We start from the raw sequence: 26081 nt of genomic DNA, 5'->3' as shown, positions 1-26081 counted from the left end.
CAATACCATCGCAAGGACAGAGTGCGTAAAATTCCTATCTGCGTTCCATCTACGGTTTTGATTTTCTGGATTGAAATGTAATTTCCCGAAACGGCAATGCGACCGGCACCGGTCCAAAAGTGTCTTCCAGCTTTTTGCTAGCCGCCTTGATGAGGGTTTCAATGTCTACAGAACCGCGGTCATTTACCTCTAACACTGTTGGATTTCCGGTGAGGAAACCGCGTGCAACGTTTTCATGGTCGAGCACTTTTACCGCTTCACTGACATGGGTGACGTCAACGTCCTGGAACCCCGCGCCATGGTACAGGCTTTCCACTGCGCTGACATCGAGCAGATTAAAGGGCACCTCAAGAAAGCGCGGTGGGTTGGTGTCAAACGCACTTTTAATGACACTATCGACAATCCCGACAGCCGGATTGACCTCAAAGCGATCCCAGATTGTGATGGTCAACTGACCGCCGGGTTTTAGAACCCGCGACATCTCTGCCAGACCTGCGGCTTTGTCCGGAAAGAACATTACCCCAAACTGGCAAACCACGGCATCGAATTCATTGTCCGCAAAGGGCAAGGCCAAAGCGTCGGCCTGTTGGTATGTTACCCCCTCAAGCGCGCCATTTTTCTCAGCGGCAAAATCCAGCATGGCCTGGTTCAGGTCTGTTGCGGTGATTTCGGTTCCACCAGGGGTCTTTTCAGACAGATGACGTGTCGAAATGCCTGTCCCACATGCCACCTCCAGAATTCGAGCGGCACCATTTAGCCCGCTTGCCACCCGTTTTGCCATGTCAGCAGCCGAGAACTCAAATATCAACGGGCCAAGATAGCGGTCATAATTTGCCGGGATCGTGCCAATAAAAGATGCACTGGGACTATCAATTTCCATTATATAACTCGCTCTCTTGAAACCATCGCCAACGGGGGCGCACCGTTTTACGATATAGCCAAATGTAAACGTTCCAAACCTTACCCCGATCAAACAGGTGTCGAGCAAATCGAGTCAATGGTTTTATGTCACCGGCCCGTCAATCGGGTGCAATGTTTTGCTCTGCAAGCGGGGCGGTAAACATGAACGTGTAGTCTGGACATTAGCTTCTGCCGCGCTTTTAATCTCGAGCTGTATATTTCTCACGCTTAGTAACGAGAACCCGGACCAGCCAAACCAATTCAATCACCTAAAGATTTGGAATGTCACAGGATCAATTTGGCCTTGCCCTACGTGTAGCAGCGAGCTTTTTCTTCACCGTTATGGTGGTTTTTGTAAAGCTGACTACAGAAACCGTCCCCTTGGGGCAGATCATTTTTTGGCGCAGCGCTGTCGCTCTGCTGCCGCTGGTGATTTATTTGCACTTGACCGGAGATCTCCCAACCGGATTGCTGACCAAGCGCCCCGGGTCCCATATCCTACGCTGCTTGTTGGGGTTGGCGGCCATGGCGACGTCTTTTGCCTCGCTAAGATACCTGCCGGTCGCTGACAGCACGGTGATCGGCTATCTGACCCCCATTGTGATGCTGATCCTTGGGCGCATCATGCTGGGAGAAGAGATCAACCGAACCCGCATCCTGGCCGTTGTCTTGGGCTTTGTCGGCGTGCTGGTGATTACCGTTCCCGCGATAGAGGGCAGCCAAGGCGACGGCTATTTGCTTGGTGTTATGCTGGGATTGGTCACTGCAGTGATCACCGCCTTTGCCAAGGTGCAGATCCGTGACCTGACCAAAACCGAACACCCCGGCGCCATCGCCTTTTACTTTGCCTTGGTTTGCGCGATTGGTGGGCTGTGTTCACTCCCGTTAGGCTGGGCCAGTCCCGATCTTGTCACCTATGGCTATCTTATTGGCGCAGGTTTGGCCGGCGGTCTTGCCCATATCTGCATGACGCTTGGGTTGAAACTCGCCGAAACCGCCAAGCTGGCCGGGGTGGAATACCTGTCGCTGATTTTTGCCGTGGGTGCGGATCTGGTGGTGTTTCAGATCTGGCCGGGTCTTGCCTTTGTACCGGCCACATGTCTGGTGCTGATCGCGGCCTATCTGGTCAGTTTCCGTGATAAGCCCACAGCAGCCAAATCGCCCAGCTAAGCAACAAAAAAGGCGCCGCAGGGACGCCTTTTCTATCTTCAAACCGATGCTAAGCCTTAGTCGCTGACCAGATCACCGTTCAACGCGCTGTCGATCAGGGCGATGGTCTCGTCGACACCGTACAGGGCGATGAAACCACCAAAGCGTGGGCCTTGGGTCGCACCCAGAAGCACCTCGTAGATTGCCGAGAACCAGGCGCGCAGTGGGTCGAACCCGTGGATTTTGCCGATGGCAAAGACCACTGACTGCAGGAAATCATCGCTGCCAAAATCAACCTCGGGCAACGCATCATCCTTGCCGTCGATCTCATTCTTCTTGGCAATTGCCGCCAATGCTGCTTCGGGCGATTTTAACGCTTCGGCCAGATCGGACAGCGCAGTGCGTTCCTGATCTGTTGGCAGGCGGAAGGTCTTGGCCGGTTTCACGAAGTCATTGAAATAGGCCACCGCAAAGCCTGCGGCTTGATCCAATGTCGGGTTGCTTTCCGGCGTTGCATCAGGGGCATATTTGTTGATGAAGCCCCACAGGGTTTCTTTATCTTCCGCGTTAGAGACGCTGGCGATATTTAGCAGCATGGCAAATGGCACCACCATATCCGACTGCGGTACGTCACCGCCGTGGATGTGCCAGACTGGGTTGTTCAACTGCCCCTTGGTGTCCTGCCCGTGATAGGCGCGCAGTTGCTGGTGATATTCATCCACTGCCTTGGGGATCACATCAAAGTGCATCCGCTTGGCCGTCTTAGGCTTGAGGTACATGAAGTACGACAGGCTTTCTGAGCTGGCATAGGTCAGCCATTCGTCAATCGAGATGCCATTGCCGGATGTTTTTGAGATCTTCTGCCCGTTGGCATCCAGGAACAGTTCATAGGTGAAATGGTCCGGTGCGCGGTGGCCCAGAATGCGGCAAATGCTGTCATAGATCGGCGTGTTGGTGCTGTGGTCCTTGCCGTACATTTCAAAGTCGACACCCAGCGCCGCCCAGCGAGCACCAAAGTCCGGCTTCCACTGCAGTTTCACGTTGCCACCGGTGACGGGTAGGGTCCATTCCTTGCCGTCGTCGTCAAACGTGATGGTGTAGGTCTCGGCGCAGACTTTCTTCATTGGGACATAAAGAACGCGACCACTTTCCGGGTGGATTGGCAGGAAGATGGAATAGGTCTGGCGGCGCTCTTCGCGCAGCGATTTTAGCATCACCGCCATGACCTCGTCGTATTTGTCGACAGCGCGCTTCAGCACCGCGTCAAACTGGCCGGAGCCATAAAACTCAGCGGCTGAAATGAATTCATATTCAAAGCCAAAGGTATCCAGAAAGCGGCGCAGCATGGCGTTGTTGTGGTGGCCAAAGCTTTCATGGGTGCCAAATGGATCCGGAACCGCGGTCAGCGGTCTTTGCAGATGGTCGGCCAGTGCCTCGGGATTGGGCACATTGCCGGGCACCTTGCGCATGCCATCCAGATCATCCGAAAAACACACCAGTTTGGTTGGGATGTCGGAAATCTCTTCAAACGCGCGTTTGATCATTGTGGTCCTGGCGACTTCGCCAAAGGTCCCAATGTGCGGCAGACCGGATGGGCCATAGCCGGTTTCGAATAGGACAAATCCCTTTTCCGGCGCGCCTTTGGCATAACGTTTGAGCACCTTACGGGCTTCTTCAAACGGCCAGGCTTTGCTCTTCAGAGCAGTTTCGCGCAGATCAGACATAGTGTTCTCCATCGGATGGCCTCAATTGGGCCGCATCGCGTATCCAGCTGCCCCATGCAGCCGACTGGCCCGGTCTATTGTGCTAGTGCAGCATGAGTCAATGAACAGCACCACATTGGCGCTATTTACAGGCCTCTTTTGTGATCCAATCCAGAATTTTCTGCACATCCTGCCCGGCAGCCAGCCCATCCCGCGCTGTCGCGAAATAACCGCGTAGGGAAGTTGCGCTGGGACCGTGTAGGCGCACCAGTGCTCCGGTTTGCAGAAAGGTGTCCAGTACCCCACCCCAGGCCAGAAACACCCCTTGGCCAGCTAAGCCCGCATTCACCAGCATTGCGTAAGAGCTGAAATCCAAAGAACGCACCCCCCGCGGCATCGCCATTCCGGCGGTCTGAAACCAGCTGGGCCAGTCATGCCACTGACTGCGCGCGGCTTCCATCGTCAACAGGGTCACGCTGGACAGGTCATGTTGTTCGGGCGTCATGCCGCGACGATCCAGGTACAGGGGGCTGGCGACCGGAAAAACCTCAGTGCTGAGCAGGCGTCTTTCCTCAGAGGCTTCCAGATCGGGCAGGCCAAACCGGATCACAACGTCGCCAGGGCGCGCGGCCTCACCATACTCTTGGCTTATGATGCGAATGGTCAGGTCCGGGAAGCTTTCTTCCAGCTGCCCCAACCGAGGGATCAGCCAGAAAGCCACAAACCCAGAGGGCGCGGTGACTGTGACAACACGCGACAGAGCCGCCTGCCGAATTTGCGCAACGGTGCTTTCAATCTGACCAAATCCACTATGCAGCGCCTGCAGCAGGTCCCTGCCTTGTTGAGTTATCTGGGCAGGTTTATGTGATCGGTCAAACAGCAGGCACCCGAGATCCGCCTCTAGCGCGGCGATGCGTCGCGATACGGCGGGTTGTGATACATTCAATTCCTGTGCGGCTGCGGTCAGAGTTCCATGACGTGCTGCAGCGTAGAAAGCAGTGAGACCTGAGAAGCCTGGAAGTTGTCGCATATATCATAAACTCAGCGTATGTTGTGATGCAGCTTTATCCTATTGAACTGGCTCCGCCTAGCCCCCTAACTGGCGGCAGGAAGAGGAGACTGCGCTATGACTGAGATTCTGTATGGGTTTGCTGCTGAGATTGGTGAAACTGAGGTGCTGAACCAAGCCAGTAACCTGCCGCATGCGCCTTTGGCGGTGAACGCGGCCCATGTCCCTTTGTCCGGCGGCACTGATCCGACCTATGGCGAAGTGCGCTGGCGCACGCTGATCAATGGCACAGCTGAGACTCCGCGTGACATGGTTCTGGGTATTGCAGAATTTGAGGCCGGTGGCCGGTTGCAACCTCATCGTCATGACCCGGCCGAGTTCTATTTTGGTCTGGAGGGCGCCGGAATTGTCACAATTGATGGCATGCCACATGATATCAGTCCGGGCGTTGCGATCTACATTCCTGGAGGCGCAGAACATGGCACTGTTGCGGGGGGTGAAGGCCTGCGCTTTGCCTATGGGTTTCCAAATGGCTGCTTTGAGGACATCGAATACCAATTCTCAGCGCAGGGCTGATTGTCGCCAATATGAAAGGCAACAGTTGAACCTATCCCGCAGGCTGCCTATCCTATCCTCTGCAAGAGACAGCATAAAAGGATGCGCATATGACCGAGCCAACCCCACACCCGCTTACCCCGCAGGATTGTCTTGTTGCGATCATGGTGGCGGTGTCGGCTTCGGACGAAAATATTCGCACCTCTGAACTGATGGAGATTCAGTCAGCGGTGAATATGCTGCCGATCTTTGCCGACTATGACATCGATCGGATCAAACGGATGTCGCAGACCGTGTTCGACCTGTTTGAACAAGAGGACGGGTTGGATGCGCTATTTGGCCTGATCCGCGATAACCTGCCCGAACGGCTACACGAGACAGCCTATGCGCTGGCTTGTGATGTCGCAGCGTCGGATGGGAAACTGGCCGAGACCGAATTGGAGTTTTTGGCTGAGATCCGATACGAGCTGAACATAGACCGGCTACATGCCGCCGCGATTGAGCGCGGCGCGCGGGCACGACATGTGACCTGATCTAATTTGTACTTGCTAAAGAGTATCTGGTGGCCCTGGTCACCAGGGACCTATGCCTATATGTTTGAATTTACTGATGGAAAAAGAAAAGCTGCGGTTCACCCGACGTGATTTCGAAAAGAGCCTGTCACAGGATCAAACATCGTTTCAGTCGATCGACATTACTGGTGTGGATCTGTCTGGGTTGGATTTCACCGAATGCTCTTTCGAAGAATGCCGTTTTTCAGAGAGCAGCCTCACAAATTTGTCCTGTGAAGGCGCTACGTTTAAATCCTGTCGCGCCCTGAAATGTGACTTCAGCTATGGTGATTTTTCCGAAGCAAGGTTCGACAACTGCAACCTGTCGCTTTCTGTTTGGCGGGGTGCCTACTTGTCGGCAGCGAGTTTTACGGACTGCAAACTGACAGGCGCCAATTTTGGCGAGGCACGGACGCTGGGTGTTCAGTTTTCTAAATCCACTTTGTCCAATGCGTTTCTTAGGAAGATGAATTTCCGAAAGTATGAACTGGAAGAGGTTGATTTTTCTGGCGCTGATTTGGCGGACTGTGATTTTCGCGATGCGGTGCTGTACCGGTGCCGGTTGGACGATGCGCATATGTCTACAACACGTTTTGCCGGAGCTGATCTGAGAGAGGCTGATCTGGGGGACCTTAGTTTTTCCAGCGCAGCAAATTTCAAAGGCGCAATTATTTCTAAAGACCAGGCCACCGAGCTGTTACGGGGACTTGGTTTGAAGGTTTTCTAGAGGGGGAGTTTTCCCCTTCGCCATATGCATTTAGCAAAGGACCAACGATGTCTGTTCCGGATATTGTCACCCAACGTCTTCAGTTGCGTCAACGCGGTCTGGTTGATTTTGACGACTGCCTGAAGATGGACCGCGACCCCGACGTCACCGAGTTTGTCGATGGGCCATGGAACAACCCGGAACAACACTGCGCATTTCTGACCGAACGCATGCAAGCCAACTATCCGGACGGGTTAGGGTACTGGACGGTTCGCCTGAAAGACGCAGATCAGGGATTTCTGGGTTGGATAATGCTACTTCCTGATGGTCAGGACAGGGGGAGCGCAGAGATTGGATGGCGTTTCAATCGTCAGACTTGGGGAAAAGGCTACGGGACGGAAGCGGCCAAAGCCGTGTTGGATTATGTGCAAACCTCTTTGAATATACCGCGAATTTTTGCTGAGATTGACCAACGCAACATCGGGTCAATTCGTGTTGCAGAGAAACTTGGAATGTTGGCCGATGGTCGTTCTACCGACGCCGGGCAGGGCGATCTTGTCTTTGTGGTAGAGGACAAGAAGTGAAAGGTTCCGCAAAGCTAACCTTGAGCATGAAGTACGGCGGCGTGTCTTTGGGGCGGTTCATTTTCTGAGCGGAATTTATTTGTGTCCCTCGGGCGGCGTGCAGAAGGCGGCCAATTCAGCCGCCTCCTTTCTTAACATTTGCAACCACATCGCTTGACTTAAGGTTGCAGTATTTGGGCGCGTGTAAAGTTTCTGGTTTTCTTAGACCCGTTTGCAAAGGTCATTGTCACGCTGACCGTCTCGATGGAATCCCCAGAAAAGGTCCAATATGGCGGATTGGCTTTTGCTTTGCCGCCTGTACAGGGTGAGAACGACTGTGTCTGTGTTTCGCCACCGTTGACCGAGAACTGCATCTGTTTGATCCCACAGGCATAGGGGGCCACGGATGACAGGTTCAGCATATCATGAGGCCAGCTTTTTGAGAGTGTCGCCCAAGGTGTGCTGGCGTTCTTCAGCGTGGCCTGATCCTGGGCAACACGAGAGGACGACACTGCAGGTGCCGAAGCTGCCGCCGCTGGTGCAGTTGATCGGCTAGTTGACGCAGGAGCGGCACCGCCATTTAGGCTTGCATAATTGGCTTCCCAGACAGACCGGGACGGAAAGGTGAGATGTCCCATTTGAGCAGGGTCGTTCCGTTTGGCTTCTTCGAACATGGCCCGGCCTAAAGCATAGTCATCGGTGACGTCGACGCCGGGATACTTTGCCGGTACTCTTCCTGAACACGACGCTCGGCGGCGTCATCTACGGCTGAATAAAATGGATCAGCTGCACCTGTAGCCAGTACCGCTGCGGTGCAGGCAGATTGCGACAAAACAACTGCCATCAGAGCCATTTTTCGCCAGCCCGCGCCTGAACGTGATTTTTCTGCGCGCACAGCACTGTCAAAATTGCTGTATTTCATTAATCAGATTTCCCAATGTAAACGTTTACTAAGGTGTAAGCAGAATACATTTTCTGGAATTCAAGCCGTTTTGCTGTGCTGATCCGAAGAAACAATCTTTGATTGTAAGTGTCTTTGGCCTGTAGGCTTGGTTTAACTTGTGGGTTGAGTATTAGATCACAACGACACGGGCGATCCCTTGGCAGTGGGGGCCCGAACCGGTCACATTAGCTGCCGTAGACCGACCCCCAGCGCTCGATCAGCTTTTGTTGCATCTTCTTGGCTTTTCGGTTCCAACCGCGTGCGCCTTCTGGCCGTTCACGGTCGGCGCGTTTGATCCGCGAGCGTGCGCTCTGATCGGCAGCAAAGATGGCAAAAGCCAATTCGGTTCCGTCTGCAGCGGTCATAAAACCACCCAGGCCAGAGACAAAATTCAGCGTTCCGGTTTTGGCGTTCACCTTGATCGGGTGGTTTTTGTTCACCTTGCCATTGGCATCCCGCATCAGGAAGGGTTTGAGCAATGGCTTTAATTGACCACCCTTTCGGGCTGCAATCAGCGCGCCAACCAGATCATTTGGAGTCATCCGAGATTTTTCACCCAGGCCCGAGTGATCCACTAGCCGGGTGCTGGTCATGCCGTATTTGCCAGCGGCCCAGCGGTTCATGGAGTCTGCGGATGCTTTCAGCGAGTTAGGTCTTCGCCCGCTGGCCGCTGAGGCGGACATGCCGATCATTTCTGCCATCAGGTTGTTGGAATATTTCAACATGCCGCGCAACAAAACAGAGAGCGCGGCGCTACTGTGCTGTGCCAGGACCTCTCCCTTTGGCAGTGATTTCAGCTTGCGGGGTTTGCCCAGTACAATGCCATTGGCGCGGGCCATGGTGCGAAACACATCGCCGGTGTATTCGGCAGGACGCCGCACAGGCAGCCAGCGTGATCCACCCTTGCCCAAGGCCGCATTGGCCACGGTCCACTGATCTGCGCCACCTTTGTCAGAGTAAGTGTAGACTGGTGTTGTGCGTGTCACTACTTTCATACGCGCTGTTGACACCTCGGGGCGGTATTTTTCGGTGCGGGCGTCCATGGTCACGGCCCACTTTTGGCCCGCGCGCTTCCATTCAAAATGCACCCGGTTATAGTTCAACGACAGACCCGAAATTGCCGGGCTATAGCCAACGTGGTCGGGTTGATCGGGGTCGATGGAGCGCACGTAGGGCAGGGCGCCGTCCCACAGTTTAAATCCGCCTTTGACTTCACGCACCCCGGCGCTTTTGAGCGCCTTGGCCATCTGCGCCAAATGATCGGTGCTGAGGGTCGGGTCGCCGCCGCCAACAAGGATCAGATCTCCTTGAATAACACCGCCACGCAGACCACCAGTCGCGATAACTTTAGTTTGAAATCTATGGTCTGCGCCCAAAATATCTAATGCGTACAACGAGGTCAGTGCCTTGGCGACGCTGGCTGGGGGCAGGCCGGCGGCCCCATTTTCAGCCTCAAGCCGCAGACCCGTTTCAACATCGGCCACAGCACAGGCGACTTTGCCCGGTAGGGCCGCGCGTCGTAAGACGCCTTTTAGACCGTCAGCGGTAATGATACGGACCGCCTCACGCCGGGCATGAGGTCGCAATGAAGTGGTCGGGGCGTTGGCCCAAGCGCCACGAGCTCCGATCAGGGCCAAGCTGGATAGCAGAAAATGTCGACGAGAAACCATATTGCTCATAGTCTAATAAATTCGTTTCAAAACGGCAAACAATCACCATTAGGGGTTTTTAGTAAGTGGGCTGCCTGTTAAGGGAGCCTCATGTTACAGGCAGTCATTCTTATGTTCGTCGCGATGTCAATGATCCCTGCTGGGGATCTGTGTGGCAAGCTGTTGACCAGCAGCGGCATAGCAACACCTGCCTTTGTTGCCTCGTCGCGATTTGTCGTGGGCAGCCTATTGCTTTTGCCGTTTGTTCCCCGGCGGGCCTATTTGCTCCTGAAGAACTGGCGTATGTGGCTGCGTGCCCTGTTTTTGGTTGGTGGCATTTTTTCAGTTCAGACTGCCCTTAAGACCGAGCCTATGGCCGATGTGTTTGCAGCCTTTTTTATAGGCCCAATTATCAGTTACGTTCTGTCAGCACTGTTCTTACGCGAACCCACCACCTGGCTGCGATCTTTGCTTATGGCGGTAGGGTTTGCCGGTGTAATTCTTGTTGTAAGACCGGGATTTGGCGGGTCTATCAACCTTTTGTGGGCGGTGCTCGCAGGTAGTTTTTATGGCGCATTTCTGACCACAGGCCGTTGGCTTGCACATCTCGGATCACCGCTGGAGCTGAGCCTGATCCAACTGCTATTAGCTGCTGCGGCAATGCTACCTCTGGGTTTGGCAAACCTGCCGGAACTGACGCCGAGCACAACTGCCCTTACCGTCGGTAGTGCTGTGTTTTCAATGTTGGGGAATTTGATCCTGCTGTTTGCCTACAACAAGGTGGCAGCAACCAAACTGGCACCGATGGTCTATTTCCAGCTGATTGCGGCGGTGGGGCTGGGCTGGGCGGCCTTTGGACAACTGCCTGATATGCTGACCTGGTTGGGGTTGTTGGTGGTTGTCAGCGCTGGTCTGGGGTCAGCACTCCTGCGTCGCTGACCAGTTGCCGTTTGCGCGAATGGCGGAAGAGCTGGCATCGACCATTGGCACATTGATAAAACACCAGGCTGGTGACTGCGCATGGGCCAGCAAATGACTGCTATTCCCCTTTAGCCGCGCATGGGCATAGATCTGCGCCGCAGGAGACAGCCGTGCCGAGATCCGATCTCCCGGTCGGGCCAACACGCCGATTGGGACCGTTTCCATAATATCGCGCCAGTCTTTCCAGCGATGGAACTGCGCCAGATTATCCGCACCCATCAACCAAACAAAGCGTACCCCGGGATAGAGTCGACGCAAATGCCGTAATGTTTGCGCCGTATAACGGGTCCCCAACTGTGCCTCGGCATCGCTGATAAGGATGCGCGGATGCCGCATGATCTGGCGGGCCGCTTGCATTCGTTTCTGTAGTGGTGCGGGCTGATGGCGTTTCAGCGGATTGCCCGGGGACACCAGCCACCACACCCGGTCGAGCCCAAAGTGTTTCAACGCCGCTCGGCTGATCTGCACATGCCCCATATGGGCCGGATCAAAAGATCCGCCCAACAACCCAACGGTCATACCGGGGCGTAAAAAGGGAAAGCCATGTTTCATCCGGGGCTTGATGCACATATTTGGCCGGGAAGCCAAGTGTAACCGAGGGCGCTGCCTGTTCTTGGGTGAGTGCTAGATGGATAGTCTGATGGTCAGCCAGAGCACTTTAGATAGCTCTTCAACAGATTGTCCCAGGCGCGCTGATCATTGAAATCATCCACCAGACCGTCACCTTCAAATCCGGTAATGGCCTTCATGCCATGCTGAATCATATAAGATGGGGAATGCCTGGGCAGGCCTTGTTGTTTAACCTGTTGGCAGAGTTTGGTGTGATGAGGCGATCCAGTGCCGCCAAAACGCTGAAAGGCTTCTTGCATTTGCCTTTGGTACCGACGTCCACCTGCATCCTGTGTCTGAAGAGCCAAAACCTGCATCGCTTGATGTGCTGTCTTGTCCGCAACGCGCAGCTTATCAAACTCACCGCGCAGCTGAGCGACAATCATCAGTTCTACCGCTTTGTCATAGCTGCGGTCACGGTGGCATTCAGATATGCCACCAAACAGATCAGCAGGCGAGAAGTCTGCAGCGACTTGTTCGACGGAGATGCATCCAACGTCATGCTCCGACTTCAAATTGCCGGGGGCCTCAATATTCGTGACCTGCGCTATTGTCCCGCTGGCAACACAACACAGAACCAGCAAAAATCTCTTCATCTTGATATCCTTCAGAATAGGTTCCTAATTGCCCTTTACCCGCAGCTTGTCTAGACCAATTGCTAAATAGAAATCCCCCATCACGGAGCTGTCTCATGGCCGCCTATCAATACGTTTACCACATGCAGGGTGTCTCCAAGACATATCCCGGTGGCAAGAAATGCTTTGAAAACATTCACCTGTCCTTCCTCCCCGGTGTGAAAATCGGTGTTGTCGGGGTCAACGGCTCCGGTAAATCCACCCTGATGAAGATCATGGCCGGTCTGGACAAGGACTTCACCGGTGAGGCCTGGGCAGCTGAAGGTGCCAAAGTTGGCTATCTGCCGCAGGAGCCAAAGCTGGACGCAAGCCTGTCTGTGCGTGAAAACGTCATGCTGGGTGTGGCGTCGAAAAAGGCGATCCTGGACCGCTATAACGAGTTGGCGATGAACTACTCGGATGAAACCGCCGACGAGATGGCCGAGCTGCAGGACAAGATCGACGCTGAAAACCTGTGGGATCTGGACAGCCAGATCGATGTCTCGATGGAGGCGCTGCGCTGCCCGCCAGATGATGCTGAGATTGCCAACCTGTCGGGTGGTGAACAACGTCGTGTGGCGCTGTGCAAATTGCTGCTCGAAGCGCCGGACATGCTGCTGCTCGATGAACCGACCAACCACCTGGACGCTGAAACCATCGCCTGGTTGCAGCAACACCTGATGGATTACAAAGGCACCATCCTGATCGTTACCCACGACCGCTATTTCCTGGATGACATCACCAGCTGGATCCTGGAACTGGACCGCGGCAAGGGTATCCCGAATGAGGGCAACTACTCCGACTGGCTGGAGCAAAAGGCCAAGCGTCTGGCGCAGGAAGCCCGTGAGGACAAATCCAAACAGCAAACGCTGGAGCGCGAGCTGGAGTGGATGCGTCAGGGGGCCAAGGCCCGTCAGGCGAAATCCAAGGCCCGGATCAACGCCTATAACGATCTGGCAGAGCAGTCCGAGCGCGAGAAACTCACCCGCGCCCAGATCGTCATCCCCAACGGCCCGCGTCTGGGCAACAAGGTGATCGAGGTCGAAGGTCTGGCCAAGCACTATGGTGACAAACAGCTGGTTGAGGGGCTGTCGTTTGATCTGCCGCCCGGTGGCATCGTCGGCGTGATCGGGCCCAACGGCGCCGGTAAATCCACCCTGTTCCGCATGTTGACCGGTCAGGAAACCCCGGATGAGGGTTCGGTGTCATACGGTGATACCGTCAAGCTGTCTTATGTGGATCAGTCGCGTGATGATCTGAACGACAAAGAAACCGTCTGGGAAGCCATTTCCGGTGGGGCTGAGATCATCGAACTGGGTGATGCACAGGTGAACTCCCGCGCCTATTGTTCCTCGTTCAACTTCAAGGGTGGCGATCAGCAAAAACCGCTGAACCTGTTGTCCGGTGGTGAGCGCAACCGTGTCCACATGGCGCGTCTGCTGAAAGAGGGCGGCAATGTGCTCCTCCTTGATGAGCCGACCAACGATCTGGACGTGGAAACCCTGCGCGCACTGGAAGATGCGCTGGTCGATTTCGCCGGTTGCGCCGTGGTGATCTCCCACGACCGTTTCTTCCTCGACCGAATCTGTACCCATATGCTGGCCTTTGAAGGCGACGCCCATGTGGAATGGTTCGAGGGCAACTTTGAAGACTACGAGGAAGACAAGAAACGTCGCCTCGGCGCTGACGCGCTAGAGCCCAAGCGGTTGAAGCATAAGAAGTTTGTGCGGTAAGGTGCAATTCCCAAAGGCCCGTCTATTTTGGCGGGCCTTTTTATTTAGGAGTTTTGAGCATGAAACCAACAGACAAGTTTTTATTAGCAGAATCTCTTACTCTAGCGAATTGGAGGTTATGGCAACATGATTTCGAACACCGGTTATCCAATAGTGGGTTTGACAAACTCCCTATTCTCAATTGCATTGATCGGTTTTCAGCCTTCACAAAGGACTATAATCTGTCCCGAAATATCCCAGGTGGTCCTGTAGACAAGAAAGGCTCTTCTTCTGAGCAAGCAAAAAAGCGAATTCTCGCACAAGGCAGGAGAGAATTCATAATGAACTTGGTTCGAGAAGATCCCCCCATTAACGCAAAATCAATAGATGAATATGCCGTGGAACTCGCGAAACAGGCGAATTCAGCACCCGGTCTCCCTAATCTATCCAAACTAGCCAAAAGATCCCAAGTTTCAAAATCAAGGTCTCTTGTGTCCAAAATATGTAGTTTTTGGAACCCAGTGGAGTTTCCGCCTTTTGATCAATATGCGAGTAACGCATTGAAGGAAAAATCATCCTATAGTGCCTACCAATCAAAATTCAAAAATAGGCTGTTGAATTTTTTTGATGAACGTCATGAAAACGTGAAATTTTACGAGAACTATTTGTGCCAATTAGCGAAAGTTGGGGAAGGATGCGGCCCGGCTATTAGAGCAAAAATTCTGGATGTAACTTTGATGATCGAAGGCGGCCTTTGGAATAATCAAATCGTTCCTGAAGTTAGTAAGAACAAACTGTAAGTGGGAGCCAAGTTAAAGCTCCTAACAAAAGGCCCGTGCCTGACCTTGGGGAGGTGCAAAGCGCCTTCCCGGGGGGAAGGTCAGGCGCGGGCCGTGCGGCTACGCCTTACGTCCCCAAGGGGAACTCCTGCTAACTGTGTTTTTGATTTGAACTGTTGGTGCGCGGGGCTCCGCCCGTCCACACTTCAAACAGTCCCCCGGACTGTTTGTCCCTTCAGGAACCAGTGTGAACTCCACGTGGGGAAGGTCAGGCGCGGGCCGTGCGGCTACGCCTTACGTCCCAAGGGGGAATTCCTGCCAGCGTTGCGTTTTGGGGTATCTGTTGGTGCGCGGGGCTCCGCCCGTTCATGCCTCACGGCTCCGCCGGTTCGACCCTGAAATGATCCCCCAGATCATTTCCTAGACGGGTCTCACTGTCCCGCACTGTTTGTCCCTGCGGGAACCGGCCTGAACTCCACGAGGGGAAGGTCAGGCGGGGGCTGGGCCACTGGGTGGCACACCCCAAAGAAAGCTCAACTGTTCTGTATTCGACCGGGTGTTGCCCACCCAGCGTGCGCTGTGCTTGGGGTGAATTAATCCTGACGTCTTAAACCCTCACTCCCAAACACATTGGCGCTGTTGGAAAGGGTTTTACATGAACAAGGCAATCACCGAGGGCGTCGCATTGATGCCACCTGCATTTGTGGATGGTCTGGACCAGTGGTCCAGCGGGGATGGCACGCCGGGGTCGGATACCTATGACGGCGCGGTTAACGCGGCCTTTGTGCCGTCGGATGCGGATTTTGGTGGCTGTCTGGAATTGCAAAAGACCGCCTCGACCCAGAAGCTGCGGTATATGGGGCAAACGCCGCTACTGCCGGGGTGTTATTTGCAGGTCAAGGCGCGGATCAAGGCGATCAGTGGTGCCTTACCCAGCGTGCGTATTGCCGCTTGGGCTGGCGGGTCGGGCGGTAGCCACATTGGCGGTGTGGTTGAAACGGGTCCCAGCACCACCCTGACCAGCTATGGCGCGGTGGTTGAGGTGAGTGCCATCATTGGCACCGGTGCGCGCGGTGGGGTGGATATGGCCTGGGGGCGCAATGCAACCTACGGCCACATGGGGCTGGATCTGACCGGGCCAACCGGTGGCGTGGTGCGGATTGAAGATATCGAGATCATCGATATCACCAGCGCCTATCTGCGCGATATGCTCAGTCTGGTGGATGTCACTGACTTTGGCGCGGTGGGCGATGGGGTAACCAATGATGCGCCAGCGTTTGAGGCCGCAGATGACGCAGCAGATGGGCGGCGTATTCTGGTGCCGGCTGGTGAATTTTATCTGGATGACACGGTGTCCCTGAACCACCACGTATTGTTTGAGGGCACGGTCACAATGCCCACTGATAAGATGTTATTGCTGACCAAGGATTTTGATTTCCCCAGCTATGCCTCCGCATTTGGCAGCGAAGACTTGGGGTTCAAAAAGGCCTTTCAGGCGCTGCTCAATAATTCAGATCATGAATCGCTGGATCTGGGCGGGCGCAAGGTCAGTCTGAGTGGTCCGGTGGATATGCAGGCGGCGGTGCCCAACAAGACCAATTATTCAACCCGGCGGATAATCCGCAATGGCCAGATCGAGGCGCAATCAGGGGCGGTTTGGGATACCGAAACCGTGACGGCACAGGCCACTTATAATCCCAACGACTCGCGGACCCTGACATCCGTTGCCAATATCGCCAATATTCCGGTTGGGGCCCTGGTTGAAGGCAGTGGGGTGGGGCGCGAAGTCTATGTGAAGTCCAAGAACACTGGCGCGGGTGAGCTGACGCTGAATTCTCCGCTCTATGATGCGGCCGGGACGCAGGTGTTTACCTTCAAAGATTTCAAATACATGCTGGATTTCAGCGGTTTCAGTTCGCTGAGCAAATTTGGCATGACCGAGGTCGAAATACAGTGCAACAGTCATTGCAGTGCCATACGGTTGGCCCCGGCAGGGTCGGTGTTCAGTCTGGATCACTGTTTTATCTCACGGCCCAAGGATCGCGGCATTTCGTCGATTGGGTCGGGCTGTCAGGGCATTTTGATCGACAATTGCCAGTTCCTGTCTGCGGAGGAGCCCGACGATGTGCCGGACCGCGTCAGCGTGGCGCTGAACGTCAACGCCAATGATGCCAAACTGCGCAACAACAGGGCCACCAAGTTCCGCCATTTTGCTATCTTGGCAGGTGAGAACAACACGGTGACTGGCAACCATTTCTTTCAAGGCGATACGGTTGCAAACGGTGTTCGCACGGCTGGGTTGGTGATTTCCAGCACCTATTGTTCAACGACGGTGTCGGACAATTATGTCGATAACTGCTTTATCGAATGGACCAATGAGCTGGATTCAACTCCGGATTTCACCGCCGGGTTCTCGTTCAGTTCGCTGTCGATCACCGACAACGTCTTTCTGTCAGGGGATGTTGCACCGTGGTTTAGCTACATTGTGATCAAGCCCTACGGCAGTGACCACTTCCTGAACGGGATGTCCGTGAGCGGCAATAAGTTCCGTTCAATCAATGGGTCAATTGACCGTGCCGAGCAGGTGGATACCAGTTTTTCCAGTCTGGACTTCAGTCGCACCAAAAACGTGTTTTTTGAGGGTAATACATTTCACAATGTCAGTGCCGCTGTTTCGAACCCGTTGCGCGTGCGGCATGATCAATCGTCTGCGACCAAAACCTGGACGATTGATCCTGACGATGGGTTGCCCTTTGGCGGTCGATCACGCGGCGTGGACAGCGTGATTGCATTGGGGGCCATCAGAACCAGTGGTGGCTCGTCCCGTTATGCGATGCCCTATGTCGATTTGGAGCAGGGAAGCAACCGGGATCAGATAGATTTGGTTTGGGAAGAATCCGTACATGGAGAAGTACAGGTGACCATGCGTATGGATAAATGATCAGCTCTGACCCAGATCCTCGGCGGTCAGGTGAAAAGCCTTGCCAAAGCCGCCATTCAGATGGCCTTCAATTACATTTAGTTGGGCAAATGCAAAATCGCTGAACCCGATGTAGAGTTTGGATTTGGGATGGTCGCGCAGATAATGTGCGGCCAGTTCGCTGTATCCGTCCTCACCATGACGCACAAACGAAGCGCGGCAGATCAGGCTCAACCGAGGATGGGTCAGGGGATCGCCCTTGTCACCGGGTTCCCCCACCAACAGTGAACAAGCTGGGTTCGCCTGTAGGGCGCGGGTGTGCATTGACAGGGATGACACCAAACTAACAGGACGGCCCTGTGGGCACAGGCCAAAGGCAATACGGGTCACCAGAGGTGTGCCATCGTCTGTTACAACGCCCAATGCTGCAAATCGGGCATTGACCATCAGGGATTGTGCCAATGCGCGGGCTTCGTTGTCTGTAGGTCGAATTGGGTTTGTCATGTCTTGGCGGTTCCACTTGTGCGACGTGATGTTATCCATCGGCTAACGACAGACAAGTCAAAACACGCGCAACAGGCTTCATTTCTATTGTGCGGATTGCTGAAAACTCTTCTGCTTTTGCAATGTCTTCGGTTAGGCTGGACCCATTCAACGGAGGAGCCAATGCCAACAATCGCCAAAGCTGCTGATATCCAGACGGTCATCACCACGTTTGAGATGACCCCCGGGACCTGCCAGGATCTGCTGGATGCGCTGACCGAAGCTTATGCTGAATTCATTTCACAACAGCCCGGGTTTATTTCGGCGGGCCTGCACGTCAATGACGCCCAAACCCGGATCGCCAACTATTCCCAGTGGAACCGGCGTGAGGATTTTCTGGCAATGCTGAGAACCCAGGAAATGCGGGATCGAAATCGAAAAATACACGAATTATGCCGCAGTTTTGAGCCCGTGATGTATGACGTTGCCGACACTTTTGGCTGACACCAGCGTTATGTCAGATGCTTGAACAGGACCTGCATCAACAACTGCGAGCGGATGATCAATTTGTTGGAGCCGACAACTGAGGCAATACGTTCGTAGTGAATTCTGATCGGGCCATTGGCACGTAGCAGAATAGTCGTGGCCTCAGCCCTCGCACGCTCAAAAGCCGCAGAGGCGGACTTTACCGCATCAGGTTGGATGGGTTTGTAGGTGCGCCCATTGCTGCGTAGCGGTGCCGTTGCCTTGTCCGGGTATTGTTTCAGCACCGCTTTCAGGGTTTTTTCAACATGGCGGAACGCTTTGCGCGCTTCACCGTAATCGGGGAACTTGCTGACGGACGAGCCGGCGCGGCGGAACATCTGCCGGTAGCAATCAAACTGGTAAACATTCGGGATGCCACGGCATTCGTCGCCGCCCTCCTGCAATACCAATACGACTTTGCTGGTTATAGTGTCAGACATCGCCAGTTGTATGGTTCCCGCCTCGTTTGGCGAAGGATTGGATGCAGCGACGCCAATTGTGGGGAGCGATAGGACCAATAGAATTTTTAGAGAGTGGGCAAACATGTGAGTACGCCTTTAACTAATTAAAACAGTTGTTTTGGCCTGCCGTTATCAAACAGGCCTACTTCGTCCGACAAACTGCCCAATAATGTTTCGCACTACGCGTTTGAAGAACCGGTTGGGCGTTCGCTAACTGAAGTCGAAGCGCTAAATAGTGGTGTGCCCAATGCTGAATTCTGTCTTGGGTCGGCTATGTGAGACTGAGCCGAGTATATTTACACCAAGGTATTGGGCAACAACAAATGCGTAATTTCCTGACGAGTTGTATTTTAGCGTTGGCTGACCTGTATCAAGGTCAGTTGCCCGTCTGTGGAATAGCCTGAAACCGCAAGAGAGGAGACTATTGATGTATCATAAAATTCTGGTGCCGATTTCCTTTGATCCCGACCGCGATATAAATGGGCCACTCAAATTGGCCAAGCTGTTGTGTACCGAGGGTGGAGCAGTGACGCTGCTGCATGTGGTGGAGCATATTCCGGCCTATGCCATTTCATATATGCCCCTTGATTATCTGGCGCAGGCCAGGGCCGCGCTGCAAACAGAGCTCGACAGCTTGGCAGCCAGTCTGCCGCATGCAATTGGGGTTGTTATCGAAGGTCACTCTGGGCGTTCAATTCTGGACTGGGCTGAGACCAACAGCCCGGATTTGATCATTATTGCGTCACACCGTCCGGGAATGCAGGATCTGTTACTTGGTTCGACGGCTTCCCAAGTGGTGCGTCATGCGGCCTGTGCTGTGCATGTAGTGCGGTAAACAAGAGTAGGTTATCTGCGCTCTGGTTGAGTAGTTCGCTCGGACGTGCTTGGGTGCGTGAAAATGGAAGGGATAGATAATGCGGATATTTCATGCGCTGGCGGCTGTCGGTGTTGCGGTAACCTGTGCTGGGTGTGCGTTGGCGGAAACGGTCGGGATCACCAAGACGATCAATGAGGTCACGGTGCAGACCCCAGACGGCCCGGTTGGAATTTCCCGTGTTCAGGACACCGAAAACCGGGTTGACGAAAATTGGGCCCGGACCTCGCGGGCCTGTCCGCCGTTTTGCGTACAGCCCATGGTTCCTGCCGAAGGCGTGACGGCGATTGGTGAACTTGAACTCATGGATATGTTGGTCGACCCAGAGGCTATGGTGGTCGACAGCAGGGTTGTTGCTAACTTTGCTGGAGGGTCAATCCCTGGCGCGGTCAATATTCCGTTTGCCGAGGCCTCTGATCGATTGGACGAGCTTGGCTGTGAGATTGATTTTGACGGGTTTGACTGTCAGGCTGCCAAGCCTGTGGCACTGTTTTGCAATGGTCCATGGTGTGGCCAGTCGCCAACTGCTGCGCGCAATATGATTGCCGCTGGATATCCCGCTGATAAGATTTTCTACTATCGCGGCGGGATGCAGAACTGGCGGATGTTGGGGCTGACGGTCACCGAATAAGCGGAACCCCGTTCATAGAAGAAAAGGCAGAGACTGCTCCCAATGGGTCGTCACTGCCTTTTTAGCTTTTATGCTCAGATGGGTATCGAAGTCGTTATGCCGACCTGAGTTGCATCAGATACCAAGCGAACCGCAATAGGCCACCAGGCAACAAAGCGGACCGAAGCAAAACCTTGTTGGAATTGACGGCATCAGCGATGCGGGCAAAATGCGCCTGTTTGTTATCCGGAGCCCGCAGCAAAATAGTTTGAGCCTGGTCCATGGCCCGCTCCGTACGGGCTTTGGCTTCGGGAATAGCCGCTTCGTTAATGGCCCGGTAGGTATTTAGACCACGCCGGACTGGTTTCTTGCTCGGATCCACATTGTTGCGCACCACAAGCCGAAGGGTGTCTTCAACCTCCGATATTGCCTTGTGGGCCTGTGAGTAGACCAGGCTGCCGTGTAGAAAATCCTGGGCTTTTTTGTATGTTTTCCAGTAGCAGTCATAGCGGTAGATTTTTGGCAAACGTTTACACTTGCCAAACCCCCGGGTCAGAATATCCACGACCCGACTGGTGGCCGAGCCATTCAGGGTGCTGGTGCTGAAGCCACCGCCCCGGTCACCACCTTCGTTTCCGCCGCCCTCGCCGGCGATAACCGGTTGAGCGGTGGCAAGGGCTGCAATCAGCAGAAAACGAAAAACTGTTGTAAACATACGCAATACCTCTGTGGATTGAGCATAGCCTGAATACAGCAGGCGGCAAGCCTGCTGTCAGGAGCGCAAACGACAGATGCTGCCTTTAGTGCATGGTGCAGAACGAGCCGTGTTTTGCCCCCTGCATCAGCTGGTCAAAATGTTTACCCTGCATTTCTACCAGTGTTTTGTGATCGCCTGCTTCGAACCAGACTTTGTCCAGCCCGGACAGGCTGTTGTCGACAATAGTCGGCACGTCATAAGCCTCACCCACCGGTGGGGCAGCGCCAAGATTGCAATCATCGAACAGGGCCTCGATTTCGCGTTCAGCGGCCAGCCCCAGGCGCCGGTCCATCATCGCCTGTAACTGGGTCAGATCAACCTGGTGGTTTGACGGGACCACCGCGAGCATTGGGCCTTCTTCCATATGAATCAGTACAGATTTGGCCAAATGATCGCCGGGTACATGCGCAGCTTCGGCGCAGCCACTGGCGGTGGCGGCATAGGGGTGCGAGATCATGTCAAAGGGAAGTCCCTGCGCATCAAGGTGGTGTTTCAGGCGTGCGGCAATAGTCATGGTGTCCTCCGTTTTGCGAAGGCGCAAGGCCGCAGAGCCATCCAACCAGCGCGGCCATTGCGCCGGTGATTGAGGGTAGGGGGCTAGTGTGCCCCGATTGTGCGAGTCGGGCAAGGGGCAGGACTGGTCCGTGTTTTCGCGTCAACTGGAGGTATAGCGCCGGCTGGTTGGCCGCTAGGTTGCGAACAATAGATGGAGGATAAACATAATGGCAATTGAGGCCACAGCAATACAGATGATTGATGACCCACGGGTGCGGGTGACGCGGTTTGATTTTGAACCGGGGGCAGAGACAGGCTGGCATACCCACGCGATGGACTATGTGATCACTGCCGTCACCGACTGCCACATGCGGCTGGACATGCCGGGTGGAGAGATGCGCGAAGTCGTCGTGCCCGCCGGCACCGCCTATCGGCGCGAGGAAGGCGTGGAGCACAATGTGATCAACATCGGCGATGAGGTGATGAGTTTTGTTGAGGTGGAGTTGAAGTAGGGGGCGGGCTAGGATGGCAGCGCCTTCCCGTTTTCCCGAAGGCAAATTTCAGGTTTAACGGGAAGGGTGGGGCGCTGCCCGGTGGTGCCGAGTGGGCAGAAGGCGAAAGCGGATCGAGGGATTAGCTGAGGAAGATAGAAATTTTAGCGCTTGGCGACGATCTGTTTGAGCTTTTTCCAAACAGCAGCTGCTCTTGAATACTGTGAGACTGTAGTGGCTGGGGCAGGCGTGTAGGAAGACAGCAAGATGAGATCCTCGGCGGCAAGGTCTAGCAGCGCCCGTGTGCTGCCGTCGCTATTTATGAATTCGACGGTGTAGAAGGGGGGATTTTCTGACAGGACATCCACCACCACTCCAGTGCTATCTATCAGTGACGGATTGGCTGGGGATTTCAGTTGTACGCTGTCATATTGTTTGATCATTTCAAGATCTCCTTAGAACGCACAATGCCCGTGCCTCGCACGGGCAGCGCCTGACCTTCCCCACGGGAAGGCGCTTTGCGCCCACCCAAGGTCAGGTGCTGCCCTCTTGTTACGTTAGCTACCGCCCCCGCCGCTTCACATTCCCGCCTCGTTGCCCCGACCTTCCAGCCGTGGACCGCCCGCGCGACTTAACTGCCGCTTCCGATGCTTTCTCAACCGCGTATTGCCGGGCCAGTGGGTCGTTGGAAATCGTCAGATCCACTGCTTCCAACCGTTTCACCTCGTCGCGCAGGCGGGCGGCTTCTTCGAACTCCAGGTTCTCGGCGGCTTTGCGCATGTCGCTGCGTAGCCCGTCCAGAACGGCTTCCAGATTGGCGCCGTGCATCGGTTTGTCGATGGTGGCGGTGACGCGGGACATGTCGGTGTCGGCAGGGTAGAGACCAGCCAGAACATCCTCGACGTTTTTCTTCACCGTGGCTGGGGTGATGCCGTGCTCGATGTTATAGGCCTCTTGCTTGGCGCGGCGGCGGTTGGTTTCACCCAGCGCGCGCTCCATGCTGCCGGTGACCTTGTCGGCGTACATGATGACGCGACCGTCAGCGTTACGCGCGGCACGGCCGATGGTTTGCACCAGCGAAGTTTCAGAGCGCAAAAAGCCCTCTTTATCCGCGTCCAGAATGGCGACCAGACCACATTCGGGGATATCCAGACCCTCGCGCAGCAGGTTGATGCCGATGAGCACATCAAAGGCACCAAGGCGCAGGTCACGCAGGATCTCGATCCGTTCCAGCGTGTCGATGTCTGAGTGCATATAGCGGACCTTGATACCCTGTTCATGCATGTATTCGGTCAGATCCTCGGCCATGCGTTTGGTCAGGGTGGTGACCAGCGTGCGCATGCCGTTTTCAGTGACAATCCGAACCTCATCCAGCAGATCATCAACCTGCATACCGACGGGGCGGATTTCAACGGGCGGGTCCAGCAGGCCGGTGGGGCGGATCACCTGTTCGGTGAACACACCACCGGTGCGTTCCATCTCCCACTTGGAGGGCGTTGCTGAAACAAACACCGACTGGGGCCGCATGGCGTCCCATTCCTCGAACTTCAGTGGGCGGTTGTCCATACAGGAGGGTAGCCGGAAGCCGTGTTCCGCCAGCACGGATTTGCGCCGAAAGTCACCTTTGTACATGCCGCCGATCTGCGGCACCGAGACGTGGCTTTCATCGGCAAAAACAATGGCGTTGTCGGGGATGAATTCGAACAGGGTGGGGGGCGGCTCGCCGGGGGCGCGGCCGGTCAGATAGCGCGAGTAGTTTTCAATGCCGTTGCAGTGGCCGGTGGCCTCCAGCATCTCAAGATCAAATTTGCAGCGTTGCTCCAGCCGCTGCGCCTCGAGCAGTTTGCCTTCGTTGTTGAGCTGGTCCAACCGCTGACGCAGCTCTTCTTTGATTTTGACGACGGCCTGGTTGAGGGTTGGTTTTGGGGTCACGTAGTGAGAGTTGGCGTAGACGCGAATCTGTTCAAAGGTGCCGGTGCGTTCGCCGGTCAGCGGGTCAAATTCGGTGATGGTTTCCAGTTCTTCGCCAAAAAAGGACAACCGCCAGGCGCGATCATCCAGGTGGGCGGGGAAGATTTCCAGAGAATCGCCGCGCACACGGAACGAGCCACGCTGGAAGGCCTGATCGTTGCGTTTGTATTGCTGGGCCACCAGATCCCCCATGATCTGGCGCTGGTCATAACTTTCGCCGGCCTTCAGATCCTGGGTCATGGCGCCGTAGGTTTCGATGCTGCCGATACCGTAGATGCAGGACACCGAAGCGATGATGATCACATCATCACGTTCCAACAGCGCGCGGGTGGCCGAGTGGCGCATCCGGTCGATCTGTTCGTTGATCTGGCTTTCCTTCTCGATGAAGGTATCGGAGCGCGCGACATAGGCTTCGGGTTGGTAGTAATCATAAAACGAGACAAAGTATTCGACGGCGTTGTCCGGAAAGAAGCCTTTGAATTCGCCGTATAATTGTGCTGCCAGCGTTTTGTTTGGGGCCAGAATGATGGCCGGGCGTTGCGTGGCTTCGATCACCTTGGCCATGGTGAAGGTTTTACCGGTGCCGGTGGCCCCCAGCAGCACCTGATCGCGTTCGCCGTCCAACACGCCCTGCGACAGTTCTTTGATTGCGGTGGGCTGATCGCCAGCAGGATCAAACTCGGTGTTCAGAGCAAAGGCCTTGCCGCCCTCCAGCTTGGGCCGGTCACGCACATCCGTTTCCCCCATACCGGGGTTGGTTTTGTCGGAATGGGCATAGGGCATACTGGCTCTCCTGTCTGGCGGGCGATTTTGATCTGTTTTTGTTCTTGTTCAAGCGGATTCGTACAGGTGATAAAAAACTGCGGCAAATCATGGGCGAAGTGAGACAAAAGGTACCTTGCCGCGCAGCCCTGTTTTGCGCATATAGGGGGCAGTGATTTATCAGGAGATTGCGATGCAAGCGCGGATTTTCAAGCCTGCCAGAAATGCAATGACATCGGGCATGGCAAAAACACGCAAGTGGGTGCTGGAGTATGCGCCGTCCAATACGCGTGAAGTGGATCCGCTGATGGGCTGGACATCGTCCAGTGACACCCAGACACAGGTACGCCTTCGCTTTGATAGCAAGGAAGCTGCAGTTGATTATGCTGAGGCACACGGCATCGACGCACAGGTGGTTGAGCCCAAAACGCGTAAAGCCAATGTGCGACCCGGCGGATATGGTGCAAATTTTGCCACCGACCGACGTGGTGTCTGGACCCACTAAATGCCCGAGTTTACGATTGCATTGGCCCCGGCCGGTGATCCGGATGCGGCGCGGCTGATCCATCGACATTTGGCGCTTATGACATCTCAATCGCCAGCTGAAAGCTGCCACGCACAGGGCCAATCCGATCTGGAGGCCCCTGGTGCGCGGCTTTTTCTGTTGCGACAGGACGGCGTTGCGATTGCCATGGGGGCACTGAAATCTCTGGAGGGTGGTGCGTTGGAGTTGAAATCCATGCACACCGTATCAGAGGCGCGCGGTAGTGGTGCCGGTCGCGCAATGCTGACGCATCTGGTGGCTCTTGCCCGAAAAGAAGCTGCGACAGGTGTCTTCCTGGAAACCGGCTCGGCCGAAGAGTTCAGACCATCGCGCCAACTTTATGCGACGCTTGGTTTTGTCGAGTGCCCACCGTTTTCGACCTATGAAGAAGACCCTTTGTCGACATTTATGTACCTGGATTTGTCCAGCGCGTCTTGACCCCCCCTGAACCCATGCCATAACAGGCATCAAGCGGTCCCTTAGCTCAACTGGATAGAGCAGCTGACTTCTAATCAGCAGGTTGAGGGTTCGAGTCCTTCAGGGATCGCCAGTATTCTTTTAAATGCCATTGCCAATGGAGCATAAGCGTGCAAAATCGCCCGCTTTCATGCAAACCGCTTGTCAATAGGTTTGTTTTTGCACCATCCACCATTCCGCGCGGCGGTTGGGTGCATTCGTGCTGATCGCTGCAATTGGATTGGGTGTTTAGTAACGCTCGTTGCGCATTTCGTGCATTCCCGGGCGCATCAAGGGCCGAACTAAAAA

The 26081-nt window shown here is 54.9% G+C and carries 29 protein-coding genes and 1 tRNA gene; 16 read left to right on the top strand and 14 right to left on the bottom strand.

The features are described from left to right. Nucleotides 1–49: 49 nt before the first annotated feature. The gene (locus tag FEE96_RS16970) at nt 50–880 is read right to left on the bottom strand and encodes a class I SAM-dependent methyltransferase (protein WP_138164313.1); all 831 of its coding nucleotides are present in this window, start codon (nt 878–880) and stop codon (nt 50–52) included. A gap of 302 nt (nt 881–1182) precedes the next feature. On the opposite strand from FEE96_RS16970, the gene FEE96_RS16965 reads away from it, so the two are divergent. Next, nucleotides 1183–2070, top strand: coding sequence for a DMT family transporter (locus FEE96_RS16965; protein WP_138164312.1), 888 nt, complete (start codon nt 1183–1185; stop codon nt 2068–2070). A 56-nt stretch (nt 2071–2126) separates the two neighbouring features. Here FEE96_RS16965 and FEE96_RS16960 read toward each other — a convergent pair whose 3' ends face one another. Then, the gene (locus FEE96_RS16960; protein WP_138164311.1) at nt 2127–3773 is read right to left on the bottom strand and encodes a lysine--tRNA ligase; all 1647 of its coding nucleotides are present in this window, start codon (nt 3771–3773) and stop codon (nt 2127–2129) included. Nucleotides 3774–3894: 121 nt separating this feature from the next. Next, on the bottom strand, nt 3895–4782 hold the full coding sequence (locus FEE96_RS16955) for a LysR family transcriptional regulator (RefSeq protein ID WP_138164310.1): 888 nt from the start codon (nt 4780–4782) through the stop codon (nt 3895–3897). A gap of 96 nt (nt 4783–4878) precedes the next feature. Here FEE96_RS16955 and FEE96_RS16950 point away from each other — a divergent pair, with 96 nt between their 5' ends. The 4 genes from FEE96_RS16950 to FEE96_RS16935 all read left to right on the top strand — a co-directional run bounded on the left by FEE96_RS16950 (nt 4879) and on the right by FEE96_RS16935 (nt 7157). After that, nucleotides 4879–5337, top strand: coding sequence for a cupin domain-containing protein (locus FEE96_RS16950; protein WP_138164309.1), 459 nt, complete (start codon nt 4879–4881; stop codon nt 5335–5337). Between the two features lie 89 nt (nt 5338–5426). Beyond that, entirely contained in the window at nt 5427–5849 is a 423-nt protein-coding gene (locus FEE96_RS16945) for a tellurite resistance TerB family protein (protein WP_138164308.1), read from the top strand. A gap of 76 nt (nt 5850–5925) precedes the next feature. After that, a complete protein-coding gene (locus FEE96_RS16940; RefSeq protein WP_171021744.1) occupies nt 5926–6594 on the top strand; it encodes a pentapeptide repeat-containing protein in 669 nt (222 codons plus the stop codon). A gap of 47 nt (nt 6595–6641) precedes the next feature. Further along, entirely contained in the window at nt 6642–7157 is a 516-nt protein-coding gene (locus tag FEE96_RS16935) for a GNAT family N-acetyltransferase (protein ID WP_138164306.1), read from the top strand. A gap of 158 nt (nt 7158–7315) precedes the next feature. Here the strand turns inward: FEE96_RS16935 and FEE96_RS16930 are convergent, their stop codons facing one another. The 3 genes from FEE96_RS16930 to dacB all read right to left on the bottom strand — a co-directional run bounded on the left by FEE96_RS16930 (nt 7316) and on the right by dacB (nt 9749). Then, nucleotides 7316–7810, bottom strand: a complete 495-nt coding sequence (locus FEE96_RS16930; RefSeq protein ID WP_138164305.1) for a hypothetical protein — start codon at nt 7808–7810, stop codon at nt 7316–7318. Between the two features lie 8 nt (nt 7811–7818). Then, the gene (locus FEE96_RS16925; protein WP_138164304.1) at nt 7819–8058 is read right to left on the bottom strand and encodes a hypothetical protein; all 240 of its coding nucleotides are present in this window, start codon (nt 8056–8058) and stop codon (nt 7819–7821) included. 206 nt (nt 8059–8264) lie between these two features. Beyond that, complete coding sequence (gene dacB / locus FEE96_RS16920) at nt 8265–9749, bottom strand: D-alanyl-D-alanine carboxypeptidase/D-alanyl-D-alanine endopeptidase (protein ID WP_138164478.1); 1485 nt, start codon at nt 9747–9749, stop codon at nt 8265–8267. A gap of 90 nt (nt 9750–9839) precedes the next feature. Here dacB and FEE96_RS16915 point away from each other — a divergent pair, with 90 nt between their 5' ends. Beyond that, a complete protein-coding gene (locus FEE96_RS16915; RefSeq protein WP_138164303.1) occupies nt 9840–10667 on the top strand; it encodes a DMT family transporter in 828 nt (275 codons plus the stop codon). On the opposite strand, the gene FEE96_RS16910 is transcribed toward FEE96_RS16915, so the two are convergent. After that, entirely contained in the window at nt 10647–11261 is a 615-nt protein-coding gene (locus FEE96_RS16910) for a nicotinate-nucleotide adenylyltransferase (protein ID WP_138164302.1), read from the bottom strand. The two genes, FEE96_RS16915 and FEE96_RS16910, sit on opposite strands and share 21 nt — an antisense overlap. A gap of 92 nt (nt 11262–11353) precedes the next feature. Continuing rightward, on the bottom strand, nt 11354–11914 hold the full coding sequence (locus tag FEE96_RS16905; RefSeq protein ID WP_138164301.1) for a hypothetical protein: 561 nt from the start codon (nt 11912–11914) through the stop codon (nt 11354–11356). A gap of 95 nt (nt 11915–12009) precedes the next feature. Here FEE96_RS16905 and ettA point away from each other — a divergent pair, with 95 nt between their 5' ends. The 3 genes from ettA (at nt 12010) to FEE96_RS16890 (ending at nt 17364) form a co-directional block, all read left to right on the top strand. Further along, complete coding sequence (gene ettA / locus FEE96_RS16900; RefSeq protein WP_138164300.1) at nt 12010–13665, top strand: energy-dependent translational throttle protein EttA; 1656 nt, start codon at nt 12010–12012, stop codon at nt 13663–13665. 59 nt (nt 13666–13724) lie between these two features. Next, on the top strand, nt 13725–14444 hold the full coding sequence (locus FEE96_RS16895) for a hypothetical protein (RefSeq protein WP_138164299.1): 720 nt from the start codon (nt 13725–13727) through the stop codon (nt 14442–14444). Between the two features lie 634 nt (nt 14445–15078). Beyond that, nucleotides 15079–17364, top strand: a complete 2286-nt coding sequence (locus FEE96_RS16890; protein WP_138164298.1) for a glycosyl hydrolase family 28-related protein — start codon at nt 15079–15081, stop codon at nt 17362–17364. Here FEE96_RS16890 and FEE96_RS16885 read toward each other — a convergent pair whose 3' ends face one another. Beyond that, a complete protein-coding gene (locus tag FEE96_RS16885; RefSeq protein ID WP_138164297.1) occupies nt 17365–17847 on the bottom strand; it encodes a HugZ family pyridoxamine 5'-phosphate oxidase in 483 nt (160 codons plus the stop codon). Nucleotides 17848–18009: 162 nt separating this feature from the next. On the opposite strand from FEE96_RS16885, the gene FEE96_RS16880 reads away from it, so the two are divergent. Beyond that, nucleotides 18010–18330, top strand: coding sequence for an antibiotic biosynthesis monooxygenase family protein (locus FEE96_RS16880; RefSeq protein ID WP_138164296.1), 321 nt, complete (start codon nt 18010–18012; stop codon nt 18328–18330). 8 nt (nt 18331–18338) lie between these two features. On the opposite strand, the gene FEE96_RS16875 is transcribed toward FEE96_RS16880, so the two are convergent. Next, a complete protein-coding gene (locus FEE96_RS16875) occupies nt 18339–18896 on the bottom strand; it encodes a hypothetical protein (RefSeq protein WP_138164295.1) in 558 nt (185 codons plus the stop codon). A 343-nt stretch (nt 18897–19239) separates the two neighbouring features. Between FEE96_RS16875 and FEE96_RS16870 the strand changes: the two genes are divergently transcribed. Both FEE96_RS16870 and FEE96_RS16865 read left to right on the top strand, forming a co-directional pair. Further along, complete coding sequence (locus FEE96_RS16870) at nt 19240–19647, top strand: universal stress protein (RefSeq protein ID WP_138164294.1); 408 nt, start codon at nt 19240–19242, stop codon at nt 19645–19647. A gap of 79 nt (nt 19648–19726) precedes the next feature. Next, nucleotides 19727–20317, top strand: a complete 591-nt coding sequence (locus FEE96_RS16865) for a rhodanese-like domain-containing protein (protein ID WP_138164293.1) — start codon at nt 19727–19729, stop codon at nt 20315–20317. 94 nt (nt 20318–20411) lie between these two features. On the opposite strand, the gene FEE96_RS16860 is transcribed toward FEE96_RS16865, so the two are convergent. Next, complete coding sequence (locus FEE96_RS16860) at nt 20412–21011, bottom strand: hypothetical protein (protein WP_138164292.1); 600 nt, start codon at nt 21009–21011, stop codon at nt 20412–20414. Nucleotides 21012–21096: 85 nt separating this feature from the next. Next, nucleotides 21097–21567: an aminoacyl-tRNA deacylase gene (locus FEE96_RS16855; RefSeq protein WP_138164291.1), complete on the bottom strand. Its 471-nt coding sequence runs from the start codon at nt 21565–21567 to the stop codon at nt 21097–21099. 208 nt (nt 21568–21775) lie between these two features. Between FEE96_RS16855 and FEE96_RS16850 the strand changes: the two genes are divergently transcribed. Further along, complete coding sequence (locus FEE96_RS16850) at nt 21776–22060, top strand: cupin domain-containing protein (protein ID WP_171021743.1); 285 nt, start codon at nt 21776–21778, stop codon at nt 22058–22060. Nucleotides 22061–22203: 143 nt separating this feature from the next. On the opposite strand, the gene FEE96_RS16845 is transcribed toward FEE96_RS16850, so the two are convergent. Next, a complete protein-coding gene (locus tag FEE96_RS16845; protein ID WP_138164290.1) occupies nt 22204–22482 on the bottom strand; it encodes a DUF4926 domain-containing protein in 279 nt (92 codons plus the stop codon). A 118-nt stretch (nt 22483–22600) separates the two neighbouring features. Continuing rightward, nucleotides 22601–24793: an excinuclease ABC subunit UvrB gene (gene uvrB / locus FEE96_RS16840; protein ID WP_138164289.1), complete on the bottom strand. Its 2193-nt coding sequence runs from the start codon at nt 24791–24793 to the stop codon at nt 22601–22603. Nucleotides 24794–24965: 172 nt separating this feature from the next. On the opposite strand from uvrB, the gene FEE96_RS16835 reads away from it, so the two are divergent. The 3 genes from FEE96_RS16835 to FEE96_RS16825 all read left to right on the top strand — a co-directional run bounded on the left by FEE96_RS16835 (nt 24966) and on the right by FEE96_RS16825 (nt 25866). Beyond that, nucleotides 24966–25277 (top strand): ETC complex I subunit, encoded by a 312-nt coding sequence (locus FEE96_RS16835; protein ID WP_138164288.1) that lies wholly within the window; start codon nt 24966–24968, stop codon nt 25275–25277. Continuing rightward, complete coding sequence (locus tag FEE96_RS16830; protein WP_138164287.1) at nt 25278–25754, top strand: GNAT family N-acetyltransferase; 477 nt, start codon at nt 25278–25280, stop codon at nt 25752–25754. A 35-nt stretch (nt 25755–25789) separates the two neighbouring features. Next, nucleotides 25790–25866, top strand: a tRNA-Arg gene (locus tag FEE96_RS16825). Nucleotides 25867–26081: the final 215 nt, after the last annotated feature.

Source organism: Parasedimentitalea maritima, assembly GCF_005771405.1.
Taxonomy (GTDB): domain Bacteria; phylum Pseudomonadota; class Alphaproteobacteria; order Rhodobacterales; family Rhodobacteraceae; genus Parasedimentitalea; species Parasedimentitalea maritima.
This window is presented reverse-complemented; position numbering and strand designations above follow the sequence as displayed.

Coding starts and splice junctions, on each gene's coding strand:
- FEE96_RS16905 (WP_138164301.1), bottom strand. CDS start 11,914: ATGAAGAGATTTTTGCTGGTTCTGTGTTGTGTTGCCAGCGGGACAATA.
- uvrB (WP_138164289.1), bottom strand. CDS start 24,793: ATGCCCTATGCCCATTCCGACAAAACCAACCCCGGTATGGGGGAAACG.
- FEE96_RS16845 (WP_138164290.1), bottom strand. CDS start 22,482: ATGATCAAACAATATGACAGCGTACAACTGAAATCCCCAGCCAATCCG.
- FEE96_RS16860 (WP_138164292.1), bottom strand. CDS start 21,011: ATGTTTACAACAGTTTTTCGTTTTCTGCTGATTGCAGCCCTTGCCACC.
- FEE96_RS16850 (WP_171021743.1), top strand. CDS start 21,776: ATGGCAATTGAGGCCACAGCAATACAGATGATTGATGACCCACGGGTG.
- FEE96_RS16915 (WP_138164303.1), top strand. CDS start 9,840: ATGTTACAGGCAGTCATTCTTATGTTCGTCGCGATGTCAATGATCCCT.
- FEE96_RS16875 (WP_138164295.1), bottom strand. CDS start 18,896: ATGTTTGCCCACTCTCTAAAAATTCTATTGGTCCTATCGCTCCCCACA.
- FEE96_RS16855 (WP_138164291.1), bottom strand. CDS start 21,567: ATGACTATTGCCGCACGCCTGAAACACCACCTTGATGCGCAGGGACTT.
- FEE96_RS16950 (WP_138164309.1), top strand. CDS start 4,879: ATGACTGAGATTCTGTATGGGTTTGCTGCTGAGATTGGTGAAACTGAG.
- FEE96_RS16935 (WP_138164306.1), top strand. CDS start 6,642: ATGTCTGTTCCGGATATTGTCACCCAACGTCTTCAGTTGCGTCAACGC.
- FEE96_RS16835 (WP_138164288.1), top strand. CDS start 24,966: ATGCAAGCGCGGATTTTCAAGCCTGCCAGAAATGCAATGACATCGGGC.
- dacB (WP_138164478.1), bottom strand. CDS start 9,749: ATGGTTTCTCGTCGACATTTTCTGCTATCCAGCTTGGCCCTGATCGGA.
- FEE96_RS16830 (WP_138164287.1), top strand. CDS start 25,278: ATGCCCGAGTTTACGATTGCATTGGCCCCGGCCGGTGATCCGGATGCG.
- ettA (WP_138164300.1), top strand. CDS start 12,010: ATGGCCGCCTATCAATACGTTTACCACATGCAGGGTGTCTCCAAGACA.
- FEE96_RS16890 (WP_138164298.1), top strand. CDS start 15,079: ATGAACAAGGCAATCACCGAGGGCGTCGCATTGATGCCACCTGCATTT.
- FEE96_RS16870 (WP_138164294.1), top strand. CDS start 19,240: ATGTATCATAAAATTCTGGTGCCGATTTCCTTTGATCCCGACCGCGAT.
- FEE96_RS16940 (WP_171021744.1), top strand. CDS start 5,926: ATGGAAAAAGAAAAGCTGCGGTTCACCCGACGTGATTTCGAAAAGAGC.
- FEE96_RS16970 (WP_138164313.1), bottom strand. CDS start 880: ATGGAAATTGATAGTCCCAGTGCATCTTTTATTGGCACGATCCCGGCA.
- FEE96_RS16885 (WP_138164297.1), bottom strand. CDS start 17,847: ATGACAAACCCAATTCGACCTACAGACAACGAAGCCCGCGCATTGGCA.
- FEE96_RS16880 (WP_138164296.1), top strand. CDS start 18,010: ATGCCAACAATCGCCAAAGCTGCTGATATCCAGACGGTCATCACCACG.
- FEE96_RS16865 (WP_138164293.1), top strand. CDS start 19,727: ATGCGGATATTTCATGCGCTGGCGGCTGTCGGTGTTGCGGTAACCTGT.
- FEE96_RS16895 (WP_138164299.1), top strand. CDS start 13,725: ATGAAACCAACAGACAAGTTTTTATTAGCAGAATCTCTTACTCTAGCG.
- FEE96_RS16965 (WP_138164312.1), top strand. CDS start 1,183: ATGTCACAGGATCAATTTGGCCTTGCCCTACGTGTAGCAGCGAGCTTT.
- FEE96_RS16910 (WP_138164302.1), bottom strand. CDS start 11,261: ATGAAACATGGCTTTCCCTTTTTACGCCCCGGTATGACCGTTGGGTTG.
- FEE96_RS16960 (WP_138164311.1), bottom strand. CDS start 3,773: ATGTCTGATCTGCGCGAAACTGCTCTGAAGAGCAAAGCCTGGCCGTTT.
- FEE96_RS16955 (WP_138164310.1), bottom strand. CDS start 4,782: ATGCGACAACTTCCAGGCTTCTCAGGTCTCACTGCTTTCTACGCTGCA.
- FEE96_RS16945 (WP_138164308.1), top strand. CDS start 5,427: ATGACCGAGCCAACCCCACACCCGCTTACCCCGCAGGATTGTCTTGTT.
- FEE96_RS16930 (WP_138164305.1), bottom strand. CDS start 7,810: ATGTTCGAAGAAGCCAAACGGAACGACCCTGCTCAAATGGGACATCTC.
- FEE96_RS16925 (WP_138164304.1), bottom strand. CDS start 8,058: ATGAAATACAGCAATTTTGACAGTGCTGTGCGCGCAGAAAAATCACGT.